Source organism: Fibrobacterota bacterium, assembly GCA_019509785.1.
GTDB lineage: Bacteria > Fibrobacterota > Fibrobacteria > UBA11236 > UBA11236 > Chersky-265.
Genome location: JAEKLQ010000002.1, coordinates 1 through 12,984, shown reverse-complemented (window position 1 = coordinate 12,984; position 12,984 = coordinate 1). Strand labels below are relative to the sequence as shown.

General features: G+C 62.9%; 10 protein-coding genes and 1 pseudogene. 9 read left to right on the top strand and 2 right to left on the bottom strand.

Going from position 1 to position 12,984, the window contains the following annotated elements; translation table 11 throughout:
* The 9 genes from hcp to JF616_00050 all read left to right on the top strand — a co-directional run.
* On the top strand, positions 1-332 hold a 332-nt coding region (gene hcp, locus JF616_00090), incomplete at its 5' end, for a type VI secretion system tube protein Hcp (protein ID MBW8886128.1).
* A 184-nt stretch (positions 333-516) separates the two neighbouring features.
* Positions 517-957 carry a type VI secretion system baseplate subunit TssE gene (gene tssE, locus JF616_00085; protein MBW8886127.1) on the top strand — a complete coding sequence of 147 codons (441 nt, stop codon included), beginning with the start codon at positions 517-519 and terminating at the stop codon, positions 955-957.
* Positions 958-973: 16 nt separating this feature from the next.
* Entirely contained in the window at positions 974-2,725 is a 1,752-nt protein-coding gene (gene tssF / locus JF616_00080) for a type VI secretion system baseplate subunit TssF (GenBank protein MBW8886126.1), read from the top strand.
* Positions 2,710-3,885, top strand: a complete 1,176-nt coding sequence (tssG, locus tag JF616_00075) for a type VI secretion system baseplate subunit TssG (GenBank protein MBW8886125.1) — start codon at positions 2,710-2,712, stop codon at positions 3,883-3,885. Before tssF ends, tssG begins: the two co-directional genes overlap by 16 nt.
* A 90-nt stretch (positions 3,886-3,975) precedes the next feature.
* A complete protein-coding gene (locus JF616_00070; protein MBW8886124.1) occupies positions 3,976-6,123 on the top strand; it encodes an extracellular solute-binding protein in 2,148 nt (715 codons plus the stop codon).
* Entirely contained in the window at positions 6,116-6,961 is an 846-nt protein-coding gene (locus JF616_00065; protein ID MBW8886123.1) for a carbohydrate ABC transporter permease, read from the top strand. The genes JF616_00070 and JF616_00065 overlap by 8 nt, the downstream gene beginning before the upstream one ends.
* Positions 6,958-8,076: an ABC transporter ATP-binding protein gene (locus JF616_00060; protein ID MBW8886122.1), complete on the top strand. Its 1,119-nt coding sequence runs from the start codon at positions 6,958-6,960 to the stop codon at positions 8,074-8,076. The genes JF616_00065 and JF616_00060 overlap by 4 nt, the downstream gene beginning before the upstream one ends.
* A 136-nt stretch (positions 8,077-8,212) precedes the next feature.
* Positions 8,213-8,986 carry a PRC-barrel domain containing protein gene (locus JF616_00055; protein MBW8886121.1) on the top strand — a complete coding sequence of 258 codons (774 nt, stop codon included), beginning with the start codon at positions 8,213-8,215 and terminating at the stop codon, positions 8,984-8,986.
* 191 nt (positions 8,987-9,177) lie between these two features.
* Positions 9,178-11,316 carry an MASE1 domain-containing protein gene (locus JF616_00050; GenBank protein MBW8886120.1) on the top strand — a complete coding sequence of 713 codons (2,139 nt, stop codon included), beginning with the start codon at positions 9,178-9,180 and terminating at the stop codon, positions 11,314-11,316.
* Positions 11,317-11,356: 40 nt separating this feature from the next.
* Here JF616_00050 and JF616_00045 read toward each other — a convergent pair.
* Together JF616_00045 and JF616_00040 are read right to left on the bottom strand one after the other, a co-directional pair.
* A pseudogene (locus JF616_00045) lies at positions 11,357-12,259 on the bottom strand (aldo/keto reductase).
* A gap of 18 nt (positions 12,260-12,277) precedes the next feature.
* The coding region (locus tag JF616_00040; protein MBW8886119.1) for a LamG domain-containing protein at positions 12,278-12,984 on the bottom strand (707 nt) is incomplete at its 5' end.

Genomic DNA, 12,984 nt, shown 5'->3' with positions numbered 1-12,984 from the left:
CTTTCGTCATCACCAAGGAGCTGGACAAATCCTCGCCCCTGCTTTACAACGCTTTGGTGAACAATGAAAACATCCCGGAATGGGAACTCCAGTTCTGGGCCCCCCAGCTCAAGGCCACCACCGGTACCGGTACCGAGCAGCAGCATTACACCGTCAAGCTGTTGAATGCCAACATCGCCTCCATCGATTTCCGCATGCCCAACAACAAGCATCCGGATCTGATGAAGTTCGCCGAATACGAAGAAGTGGCCTTCACCTATCAGAAGATCACCTGGACCTGGAACGATGGCGGCATCACCGCCGAAGACGACTGGGAATCGCCCGTCGTCTGATTCGATCGCCCGCCTCCGCGCCCCGTTCAACGCCCGGCGCGTGCGGGGGCGGCCTTTCCCTCGGCATCCGTTCCGGATCCGGGGGGCAAAGGGACGAAGGCCGGAAGGGATTCCCTTCCGGCCTTCTCTTTTACCGGTTTCCCGAAGCGCTGGCCGGGCCGGGGCATTTGTTACCTTTGCCTGCATGGCGGGCGCCCGTAGTAACCTTCCGGAGAGCCTGTTCGAAAAGTTGGCGGACCAATACGCCGATGGCACGCCCGTAAGCGCCGTCCCGGTCGAATACCGCCGAGCCAAGAGCATCGCCGATCACCTTTGGCGTATGTTCAATACCCGCCAGGGGTCCATTCCGCATCTTGACGATTACGGACTTCCGGACATCAGCGAGATTTATCGCAAGCTCCCCTCCAGCCTCAAGGAGCTGGAAACCACCATCCTGAACCTGATCACGAAATACGAACCGCGATTGGAACGGGTGCGCATCCGCCCGCTGCCCACCCTCCCGAACGAGTTCAAGCTCAGTTTCGAGTTGGCCGCCGTCGTCCGCGGTGGCGATCGCATCTCCTTCCAAACCAGTTTCACCAGCACGGGCGAAACCTCGGTCCAGCCCCTGCGGGCGAGGACCTGAAGCCGCAGGAGGGCGCATGTCCGATTTCGAGAAATTCTATGAAGAGGAAATGCGCTTCCTCACCGAAGGCGGCCAGGAATTCGCCGAGGCCTTCCCGGAACGCGCGCGTTACCTCAACATCACCACGGTGGAGGATCGCGATCCTTACGTGGAACGCCTTTTCGAAGGGTTCGCTTTCCTATCCGGACGCATCCGGCAAAAGCTAGAGGACGATTTCCCCGAGTTCGCCCGCAACTTGATGGAGATGGCGGACCCGGCCTTCCTGCGCTGCATCCCCTCCTTGGCCATGGTACAGATCACCTTCCGGGCCAACATGCTGCCCAAGCCCTACGTCATCCCGCGCGGGACGCAATTCCTTTCCAATCCGGTCGGCCCGGAAATGGTCTCCTGCCGATTCCAAAGCACGCAAGACGTGACGATGTATCCTCTGACCCTGGCCGGCGCCGAAACCGTCCACCATGCCGTACTCGGAGAAGGATTCAAATTGTCCTTCCAGATGGACCCCGGCGCGGATCCCGCCCAGCTGAACATCCCCTTCCTGGACATATACCTGCATGGCGAACGCACTCTGGGATATTTCCTGCACCATTACCTGACCGGCAAGGTCTCCAAGGTGATCTTGGATGGCGAGGGCCATTCCCGGGAGTTGGGAGGGCAGTCCTTGATCGAGGCCGGCGGCTTCCGGGAAAACGAAAGCCTGCTGCCGGGCCTGGACAATTCATTCGAAGGCAGCCGGTTCTTGCAGGAGTTCTTCGCCTTCGAGGAGAAGTTCCGCTTCGTGCGCGTAAAAGGCCTGGAGCCGATCGCCGCCATGCCCGATTACTCCCGTTTTTCCCTCACCTTCTTTTTCACGGAGGCGGTGCCCGAGGGCAAACGGGTGAAGACCGAGAATTTCCGGCTCTACGCGACGCCGGTGGTGAACCTGTTCCCGACCACGGCCGAACCGGTGAACCTCAACCATAAGCATTTCGAATACCCGCTCTACGCGGACGCCAAGCGCAAGCTGGAGATATACGAGGTGCAAGGCGTAACGGGAGTGAATAAATCGACGGGGGCCCAACGGCCCTTCCACAAGTTCAGCGAGTTCCGCCACCAAATCCTGGCCAAGGGCGAAGAGGCGCTGGATTCCTTCTGGCAGACGCGCCAGGAAATGCAGGGCAAGGGCCGCTTCCAGACCTACCTTTCCGTGGGCACGCGCAAGCCGGTGGAAACCCTGACCGAGGAATTCCTGTCGGTGGGCATCCTCGCCACCAACGGCAGCCTGCCGCGCGAGGAGATCCTGGAGAACGCCATCTCCAATCCCGCCCCGGGCTTTCCCGCCTTCTGCCAATTCGGGAATTTCACGCGGCCGACGGTCCCTATTTATCCCCCGCAGTCCGACCATTATCTTTGGTACGTCCTGTCCCACATGAACATGAACTACCGATCCCTATGCCAGAAGGGCAACCTCAAGGAAGTCCTGTCGCTGTACGATTGGACGCATAGCGCGGTGAACCGGAAGCTGATCGACGGGGTCGGCTCGGCGATGGCGTCCAAGCGGGGGTTCATGCTTGACGGCCAGTTGGTTTCCGGGGCCGAAATCACGGTGGAGATCCGCGACGGGGCCTTTTCGGAAGCCGGCGAACTGAACATCTTCGCCCGCGTACTGCTGGAATTCTTCACCCAATACGCATCCATCAACCATCTGGTCTCGCTTAAGGTTTCCTTGCAACCTTCCGGGAAAGGCTTCACCTTGGCGCCGCGGGAAGGCCGATGCCACTTGATCTGAACCGGCTATTCCTGGGCGAGGGAACGGACCTGAATTTTTTCCAGGCCGTGCATCTCCTGGAGAGGTTGTTCCCGGAGCGCGGCAAGCTGGGCACGGGCGATGATCTGGGATCCGAGCCGCTCCGCTTCGAAACCCTGAACAGCCTCGGTTTCCCGGCCGGCGAAGTGGCCGCCATCCTGCCGCCGCTCTCTTTCCGCGCTCAGGCGGATATCCTGGAAAACCGCCGCAGCCCGGATGAGCCCGGACCGGATCCTTCCACCCTCCCTCCCCTGCGCGAGATGCCCAACCTGGGCGAAGGCCCCCTGCGCATGTCCCTCACCTTCATGGGCCTGTACGGGGTATCCTCGCCGTTACCCTCGTACTTCATCGACCCCATCACGCTCCGGAAAGTCGAATACTTCGAGCTGAAGAAGTTCCTGGATATCTTCACCCATCGCATGTACTCGTTCTTCTACCGGGCCTGGAAGAAGTACCGGCACGGGACCCAATTCGATCCGGCGCGGCCGGATGAGTACACCTTGCGGCTGCTGGCCCTGACCGGGCAATGGCCGCGACGCGACAAGCGCGTCGCCGTCGAGGGTCAAACCTCGGACTTCAACTTGCGCCGTATCCCCTATGCCCGCTTCCTGGGCAACCGGGTGCGTTCCGCCAAGGGATTGGAGCAACTCCTACGCGGTTACTTCGGCTTCACGCGGGTTCGCATCCGGCAATTCGAAGCCAATTGGACTGAGATCCCGCTGAAGACGCGGCTGGGCGCCCCCGACGAAGGGAACGGGATCGCCAAGCTGGGCCGATCCACCCGGATCGGGGATCGCATGCAGGACCGGATGTCCCGTTTCACCGTCGAAATCGGACCGGTGCCACGGGCCCTGTTTAACCGTTTTCTGCCTTCCGCGAGGGAGGCCGCCCGCCCGGACTTGGGCCCCCAGGCCCGCGCGCCTAAGCCCGATGGCGAAGAGGCGCCCCTGGAAGGGGGTTTGCCCGCGCAGGTCCGCGAATTGATCGACGCCTACTTGCGGGATCCCCTCGACTATCAAATCAAGGTCATCCTGGAACCCGATACCCGGGAACTCCCGGCCTTGGGCAGCGAGCATGCGCGCGTGGGCGTGGGAATCTGGCTGGGGGATAGGCCCAAAGGGGAGATCGCTTGCCGGCTCTAAGTCTTGCCTAAATGGCTTCCCTTGCTCCGTTTTCCGGCCTTCCCCTATTAGTATATTCCTGACGATTTTCCGCCATAGGAGGCTCCAGACATGTCCTTGAGGTCCCTGTCGCTTCTCCTGCTTTCGATGTCCTGCGGTTCCTTCGCCGCGTCCGAGGATCCGGCCAAGGCAGCCCCTCCCGCTCCCGCCCAAGCGGCGGCAGCTCCGGCTGCGAAGTCGGGCCTTGCGCCCATCGAATTCTGGGTCAATTCCCAGACCGACGAGAAGTACTACCAGAACATGATCCAGGTCTATAAGGCCAAGGTCGATCCCACCTTCGATGCGCACGTCCGCTCTTACGGCTTCACGGAAATGCCGGACAAGCTGGCCATCGCGATCAAGACCGGGGTAAATCCGCCGGACATCGTGCAACTCGACGAGATCTATTTCAGCTTGTACCTGCGCGGGACCATCCCCTTCGCGGACTTGACCCCGCGCCTGGAAAAGTCGGAGATGGCCGGGGGCATTTTGCCGCAACGCATGGGCCTGTTCCGCTGGAAGGATCGTGTCTACGGCATTCCGCAGAGCGTGAGCGAGGTGGTCCTGTACTACCGAGACGACGTTTTCAAGGAACTCGGGATCACGCCCAAGTCCATCGACACCTGGCCCAAGCTGGAAGCGGTCGCGAAGAAGCTCCACACCGAAACCCGCAGCATGCTGGTGCTGGACTGGTCTTACTTCGAAATCCTCATGCGCCAACGCGGTTATGAATTGTTCGACGCGGCCGGGAATCCCCTGCCCGATTCCGCCGTGGCGGTTTCCACCCTCCGCAAGATCAAGGAGTGGAAGGACAAGGGCATCGGCCTGGTGCCCGACCGCGGTTCCATGTTCGAACCGGAATTCTTCAATTCCTACGTCCAGAACAACGGCGTGCTCGCCATCATGGGGGCGGACTGGTACGGCCTGGATATGATCCAGGGCTTCGACGTCAAGCATACGGGTAAGTGGAAGGCCATTCCGTTGCCGGTTTGGACCGATACCTTGTCCCGCGGCCAAAGCCCGACTTCGAGCTTTTCGGGCCAGGGGCTGGTCATCTTCAAGAAGAGCAAGCAGCAGGATCGCGCCTGGAAGTTCATCGACTGGGTCATGTCGGACGTGGACGCCAACGTGGAACGCTACCTGCAGGGGAACTGCTTCACCCCTTACCGCCCGGCCTGGACGGACCTTCGCTTCAACCGCGCCGATCCCTATTTCGCCGGGCAGACCCTGGCGGGCCTGTTCATGGAATTGGCCCCCAAGGTGCATCAAGACCGAACTGCTCTCGAAAGGCGGGACCAAGCCCTGAAGACGCGGCGCAAGCCACTGCCGGTCTTCCTGCTCGTCCCCTTCTTCGCCGGGCTGGTGGCCTTCTGGCTCATCCCCATCGCCCAAGGCTTTTCCTTGAGCCTGCAATCGGATACCCTATTCGATGAGCCCGAATTCGTCGGGCTCGCCCATTACCGCGAGCTGCTCCACGACCCCCGTTTCTTCCACGCGCTTCGGAACACCCTGGCCTATGCGGCCATGTCCATCAGCGCGGTCACGGCCTTTTCCCTAGGCCTCGCCCACTTGCTGCGGCGGACCTACGCACGTTCCCGGAGCGCCATCCTCTTCTGCCTGATGCTCCCGGGCCTCACCCCGCCCGCCGTCCTCGCATTCCTATACCTGCTCGTTTTCAACGGGCCGCACGGAATGCTCAACGCCCTGGTCGCGGCCCCCCTGGGATTGCCCATGGTCGATTGGATCCGCGATCCGCGCGTGATCAAATTCTCCCTCGTCCTTTTGGCGATATGGCGTTGGTCGGGCTTCACGACCTTGATCCTGCTTTCGGGATTGGACGGGATCCCGAAAGCCTATTACGATCTGGCCCGCGCCGAAGGCGCCGGCGCCTGGCATGCCTTCCGGTACGTCACCTTGCCGATGCTATCTCATGTCCTCGCATTCACCGCGGTGTTCCTGTTCCTGGATGCCTGCGTTCTTTTCGAGGGGGCCTACATCCTGCTGGGCGGCTCGGGCGGGACCTTGGATGCCGGCCTGCTCCTGGTGGCCTATAATTACCTGACCGCCTTCACCTTGGGCCGCTTCGGCTCGGCGGCGGCCATGGGCTTCTCCATGGTGCCCTTGCTGATGTTCGCCGTTTGGCTCCTGCTCTTGCGCGGCCGGGGTCGCGCCGAACGTTCGCGCCAGGCCGTGGCCATTCCGGGAGGCGTCCATGGCTGATCGACGTTCCCCGGTTCGCCCTCGCCACGCCGGTCCCGTCCTGGCCTTAGGGGTTTTGCTTTTCCTATCCGCCCTATTCGCGTTCCCCTTCCTATGGATGGTGCTCGCCACCTTCAAGGCCAATCCCGAGATCTTCAACATCTTCCCTTTGCTCCCGGAGGAGTTCCATCTCCGGCATTACCGCAGCCTGCTTTCCGGGGAGTGGATCCCTTACCCGCGGCAATTCCTGAATTCCCTCGTGATCACCGTCGCGCAAACGCTCATCGCCTTGGCCCTTTCCGCGGCCGCGGGATTCGTATTCGCCAAGCATTCGTTCCACGGCAAGCGCCTTCTCTTCGCGCTGGCGGTCCTGGTGGTGCTGATCCCGCGCCAGGTCATGGTCCTGCCGCTCTTCGTATGGATGAACCGGTTGCATCTGCTGGACGGGCCCTGGTCGGTGATTTGGCCCGGCGCCATTTCCGGGATCGGCGTACTCTATTTCACGCAAGCCTGTAAGCGCCTGCCCGACGACCTGCTCGACATGGCGCGCAGCGAGGGGGCTTCGGAGTACCGCGTTTTCCTGGCCTGCCTGCCCTTGCTCCGCCCATCGCTTATCGCCTACGGGCTCATCCATTTCATCCTCGCCTGGCACGAGCATCTGATCCCCCTGGTGATGCTGACCGCGCCCGAGCATATGACGGCCGGGGTCGCGCTCAGTTCCCTGTACGGGAGTTCAATGCGCATTCCCTATGGCCTGCTGATGGCCGGATCGGCGATGACCTTGATCCCCACGGCGCTCCTATATCTGCTGGTGCAAAGGCATTTCAAATCCTCCTTGGCCGAACTGACCGTGCAATGAGCCCGCGCGCGAAATTGGCGATCGAGGGCCTTTCCAAAAGCTTCCCGGGCGGAGTCAAGGCTCTGGACGGCTTTTCCCTGGCGGTAGGCGAGCGCGAATTGGTCACCGTCGTGGGCCCGTCGGGTTGCGGGAAGTCCACCCTGCTGCGCCTGATCGCGGGACTTGAGGAACCCGATGCCGGAACGGTCGTCCTGGAAGGCAAGGCCCTGGACGGCCTGCCGCCGCGGGAACGGGACATGGCCATCATGTTCCAGAATTACACCCTCTTCCCGCATATGACCGTGGCCGAGAACATGGCTTTCGGGCTGAAGCTACGCGGGACCCCCAAGGTCGAAATCGATAAGCGCGTGCGGGAGACGGCGGCACTCCTCGGCATCGAGGGGTTACTTGGGCGTTACCCGGGGGAAATGAGCGGCGGGCAGAGGCAGCGGGCGGCCCTGGGGCGGGCCATTCTGCGCAAGCCCAAGGTCTACCTGTTCGACGAGCCGCTTTCCAACCTGGACGCCATGATGCGCGCGCAATTGCGGGTGGAAATCGCGCGCCTCCATCTGGAATCCGAGGCCGCCATGCTATTCGTGACCCACGATCAGGTGGAGGCGATGACCCTGGGCGATCGCGTGGTGGTCCTGCGGGACGGGGTGATCCAGCAATGCGCCGATCCGGATACCCTCTATCGGTTCCCGGCCAACGCCTTCACGGCTTCCTTTATCGGGACACCGGGCATGAACCTGTTCCGGGGCGCTCTTGGCGAATCCGGAGGAGAACCCGCATTCATCCACCCGCTTTTTTCCTTCCCCCTCGATCCTGCGCGGAAACGGGATCTGGCGAAACATGCGGGGAAGCCCATCGTGTTCGGATTGCGCCCCGAGGACATCGGTTCGGAAGAAGCCCGCTCGGGGTCGTTCCCCAGGATCGCCGCCCGCATCGCGGTGGCGGAACGGCTAGGCGGGCAGGTCTGCCTATATCTGGAAGGGGGCGGAGGAGAGGCCTTCGCCGCCCGGCCCAAGGATACGGCCGGATGCCGCCCCGGAGACAGGCTCGAACTGGCCCTAGGCCTCGCGCGAGGGCGTTTTTTCGATGCCGAATCCGGAGCGGCGCTGGATCCGTCCGCGTAAAACGTCTGGGCCGCCTGGGCCGCCAGGGTCCGTCCCTGGCGGTCCCGTTCCGAAGCCCTCTTATCTAATCCCCTCCTCCGCCGGAAAAGTATTTTCAGGATCGACACCCCCCTCCAAGGGCGCTCAAGGAGGCCGCATGCTTCGATCCGCCAAGAAGATGAAGGAATACTCGCTGGGAGCGTCGGACGGCCGGATCGGCCATATCGACGAATTCTATTTCGACGATTCGTACTGGACCATGCGCTATGTGGTCGCCCAGGCGGGCAACTGGCTCACGGGCCGAATGGTATTGCTTTCCCCGCATCTGCTCGGACGACCCGACGAGGACGCCAAGTCCGTACCCGTGAATCTGACGCAGGAGCAGATTCGCGCCTGCCCTTCGCCAGAATCCGAGCGTCCCGTGAACCGGCAATTCGAGGAGGCCTATTACCGGCATTTCGGCTGGCCCTATTACTGGGCCGGGCCTTACCTTTGGGGCCCCACGCCCTACCCCATCCCGCCCGCGGGCCCCATCGAACAATCGTTGCAGGCGAACGCCCAGGGCTCCCCGCAGCCTTCCGGGGATCCGCATCTGCGGAGCACCGACGACGTCACGGGCTACCATTTGCGCGCCCGCGACGGAGAGATCGGCCACGTCGAGGATTTCCTTTACGATGATCAGGACTGGTCCATCCGCTACCTGGTGGCCGGAACGCGGAACTGGAGACCAGGGAAAATGGTTCTGGTTCCGCCGGCGTGGATCGGGGCCATCCACTGGGAGGATCGGACCGTGGACGTGGACGCCGGACGCGACGACATCCGCCTTGCCCCGGCATACGATCCCGGCCGGCCGATGACGCCGGAATACGCGGCGGAATTGTCCAACTATTTCGCCGAACAGATGCACTCGAGCCCGCAGGGAGGGCGGTAACCGCGCTCCCGCATTCTCCGATAGGAGGGACCCAAATAACGAAATAGGCCCTGATACCTGGGGCGGAAACCAAAGCTGCGATCGCGATTCCACGCACAAAGCGTGCGTAGGGCCCATCCCAGGGAAGGGAATCCGCTTGCCCATACCCGATAGCCATGAGAGAATAGAAGGTCTGGTCGGAGACTAACTCCATGCGGTTTAATAACATGCATCGCCTGCGCCAAGCGGCTATCCTGGCCTCGCTCACCGGGGTTTACTACCTGGCAGGGCGCTATGGCCTCTCCCTTGCGACCTTGAACTCCAGCGCTTCGCCCGTATGGCCGCCGACCGGTCTCGCCTTGGCGGCCATGGTACTGCTGGGCCGTTGGGTTTGGCCCTCGGTACTTGTCGGCGCGTTCCTCGTCAACATGTCCGCCTCCGGGGATTGGGCGGCATCGCTCCTCATCGCCGGGGGGAATTCCCTCGAGGCGCTGGCGGGCGCCTGGATGGCCGTACGCTTCTGCGCGGGGCGGGACGCTTTCGATACCATCCCGAACATTTGCAAGTTCGCCTTAGGCCCGGGCATGATGGCCACGACGCTCTCGGCGGGAGTGGGCACCGGCGTATTGCTCATGCGCGGTCTGGCGACTTACGACTTGGCCCCGCGCGTCTGGTTCACGTGGTGGATGGGGGATACCATCAGCGCGTGGGTCTTGGCGCCGTTCCTCATCTTGGTGGGAAGGCGCGTCTCATTCCGACTCAACCGGATTCGCCTGGCGGAAGGCCTCGCGCTGGCCACAGGCCTTTTCCTGGCCGGCCAGGCCGCCTTCGGGGGATGGTTACCGGTAGGCCAACGGAACCTGCCTCTCGAATACCTCGGGCTTCCTTTCCTGATTTGGGCTTGCTACCGCTTCGGCCAGCGCGGCGCCGCCGCGGCCGTCATGCTACTGGGAGCGATCGCGGTCACCGGCAACTTGCGCGGCTACGGGCCCTTCGCCCTCCGCGATCAGAACACGTCATTGCTCCTCTTGCAAGCATTCCTGGGTACGGTTTCCCTCACCGGCCTGATCCTGGCGACCGCCTTGTCCCTCAAGCGTTCCGCCCTGCGCCGCATGGCCGTGCTGGTGGAGGAGGCCCATGCGGCCAACGAAAAGCTGCGGCATGCCGAGGAGCACATCCGCCAGACGCAGAAGATGGAAGCGGTGGGCCGCCTGGCGGGCGGGGTGGCCCATGATTTCAACAACCTGCTGACCGCCATCAACGGCTACAGCGAGGTGGTCCTGGCGCGCCTGCCCGCCGAGGATCCCAATCGCGCCTTCGTCGAGGAAATCCGCAAGGCCGGGGACCGCGCGGCCCTGGTGACGCAACAGTTGCTGGCTTTCAGCCGCAAGCAGGTGATCGTGCCTTCCGTGCTCGATCTCAACGCCGTCATCCTCGATTTGGAAAAGATGCTCTCCCGCCTGATCGATCCGAGTATTGAATTCAAGGTGGAGACCGGAAGCATCGGCAAGGTCAAGGCGGATCCCGGCCAAGTGGCGCAGGTGGTCATGAACCTGGTCCTGAACGGGAGGGATGCCATGCCTTCGGGAGGGGTCCTTTCCATCGCCACCCGTAACGCGGAAGTGACGGGACGGGAATCCGATTTCCACCTCAAGCCCGAGCCCGGATCGTACGTCTGCGTGGAAGTACGGGACTCCGGCATAGGCATGGACATGACCGTGAAGGATCGTCTGTTCGAGCCCTTTTTCTCGACGAAGCAGAACGGCGCGGCCGCGGGCAAGGGCACCGGGCTGGGGTTGTCGACGGTATACGGAATCATGGAACAGAGCAAAGGCGGTCTCAAGGTGGCGAGCGAGGAAGGACGGGGCGCATCCTTCATCGCCTACTTCCCGCGTTGCGTCGAGGATTGGACGGGCCGCGCTCCCGGCAGGATTGAAACCACCGCTCCCGGGCGGCCTTCCGAAACCGTTCTGGTGGTGGAAGACGAGGACAACGTCCGCAACCTGGTACGCCAAGTGCTGGAAGCCCAGGGGTACATGGTACTGGAGGCCAGCGGGGCCCGCGAGGCCCTTTACATGTATGAGAACCATTCCGGGCGCCTGGACCTGCTGCTCACCGATATCGTCTTGTCGGGCAAGAGCGGGCGCGAGTTGGCCAAGGAACTGCGCGAGCTGAACCCCGGCTTACGGGTGGTTTTCATGTCGGGCTACACCGACGACGAGGTGGTTCGCGGCGGGGTAGGTACGCCCCAATCCCTATTCCTCGCCAAGCCCTTCTCCCACGGCCAACTCACGCACATCGTGCGCTCCGCCCTGGAAGGCGCGAAGGCCCCTGCGGAAGCCCCCGTCTGAGGCGGTTCCGAAGCCAATCCCGGTTCCGAAGGCAAACCTACTACGGAGGCCAGGCGACGTCCGCGGCCGCCGCATTGAGTTCGACTTGGGCGGGATCCTTCGCCCCGGGTATCACGGCGGTTACCTCCGGCCGTCGCAGGCACCAGGCCAGGGCCCAACGGGCCATGTCCATGCCGGCCGGAACCTCGGTGCGGCCGATTTCCAAGGCTTTCCCGATGCGGGCGGCGGCTTTAGCCGCATTCTGGGAAGAACGCACGTCGTCGGCGGGAAAGACGTGGCCGGGACGGTATTTGCCGGACAGGTATCCGCTGGCCAGCGGCACGCGCGCCAATGCCCCCAGCTTGAGGCGGGCGCAGGCGGGCAGCACCCGCGCTTCCGGGCCATCGTCCAGCCGGTTATAAACCAACTGCACGGCGCGGATGCCGAAACGCGGGGCGGCCTCGACTTGCGCCAGGTTCTCGGCTTGGGAACTGATGGAAACCCCCAAATGGCGGATCTTGCCGGCGCGCACCTGGGCCTGTAAGGCAGCCCAAAGTTCTTCGCGGAAGAATTCCGCGTCCAGTCCGGAATGGAACTGGTAAAGATCCACGTAATCGGTGCGTAAGGCCCGCAGGGAGGCATCCAATTGAGCCGTTACCTGATCCACCGATCAAGCAGTATCGCCTTGGTTGTGCGCCGTGAAGTGATGACCAAATTTGGTGGCGATGATCCAATCCTCGCGCCGCCCCGGCAGGGATTGGCCGATCAGGGATTCGGAGAGATGATCGGGCCCGTAGCACTCGGCCGTATCCAAAAGGTTGATGCCCAGATCCCGCGCCCGGCCCAGGATGGCTCCCGCCTCGGCCGGTCCGTAGGCGCGTCCCCACTCCCCGCCGAACTGCCAGGTGCCCAGGCCGATCACCGAAACCTTCAGGCCCGTGTCGCCGAGTTCACGATATCGCATGGGATTTCCCTTTCCGGATCAAGGGACGGGTAACAGGGCGCCGGAAGCGTCGATCAATCCGGTCTTCCCCGCCTTGGGAACCGTCCATAGGCCGGCGCGAAGCCCGCCGCTCCGCATGCGTCCGACCGGAACCGACAGCCGTACGCCCGTCGCGCCGGACCATTTCACCGCGGTCTGGCCATCCTTTTGGGTCGCATAGGCCAGCTTAAACCAATCCGCGCTTCGCGCCACCGATGCGATACGGACTTCATCCAAGGATCCGCTGAAGTAGCGCGTCACCCCCGTGGCGGTGGTCGAACCGATGGTGGCGAACTCCGCCCCGATGCGCCAACCCCCGGTCGAAGGCATCGCCCCGGTGTCGGACGCGAGCGACGCCACCTTCTCGCCATTGCGGTACAAGGTCCACGCTGCGCCGTCGTTCACGCCGCCCAGGTGCACCCACACGCCGCTATCCGAAGGGGGAACCACCGAAGCGGCGTAATGATCCTTGCCGGTCCAGACTCCGGCCCGATAATCGAGAGTCTCCCCGATACGTAGCACGGTTTCGTTGACCGCCGCCGGCTTGACGGCCCCGCCGTGGCAGATGATGATGCGATGCTTATCCCGGCGAGTCCACTTGACCCAGGCTTCCATGGTGATGATGCCCGTGAGGTTCAAGGCCGCGGGATTCCCGAACGCCATATAAGCGTCTTTGGCGACATAAGGGTCGGGATTGGAAAAGGAGC

Excerpts from the sequence above, each read along its gene's own strand:
- JF616_00070 (MBW8886124.1), top strand. The coding sequence starts at position 3,976 with ATGTCCTTGAGGTCCCTGTCGCTTCTCCTGCTTTCGATGTCCTGCGGT.
- tssE (MBW8886127.1), top strand. The coding sequence starts at position 517 with ATGGCGGGCGCCCGTAGTAACCTTCCGGAGAGCCTGTTCGAAAAGTTG.
- tssF (MBW8886126.1), top strand. The coding sequence starts at position 974 with ATGTCCGATTTCGAGAAATTCTATGAAGAGGAAATGCGCTTCCTCACC.
- tssG (MBW8886125.1), top strand. The coding sequence starts at position 2,710 with ATGCCACTTGATCTGAACCGGCTATTCCTGGGCGAGGGAACGGACCTG.
- JF616_00060 (MBW8886122.1), top strand. The coding sequence starts at position 6,958 with ATGAGCCCGCGCGCGAAATTGGCGATCGAGGGCCTTTCCAAAAGCTTC.
- JF616_00065 (MBW8886123.1), top strand. The coding sequence starts at position 6,116 with ATGGCTGATCGACGTTCCCCGGTTCGCCCTCGCCACGCCGGTCCCGTC.
- JF616_00050 (MBW8886120.1), top strand. The coding sequence starts at position 9,178 with ATGCGGTTTAATAACATGCATCGCCTGCGCCAAGCGGCTATCCTGGCC.
- JF616_00055 (MBW8886121.1), top strand. The coding sequence starts at position 8,213 with ATGCTTCGATCCGCCAAGAAGATGAAGGAATACTCGCTGGGAGCGTCG.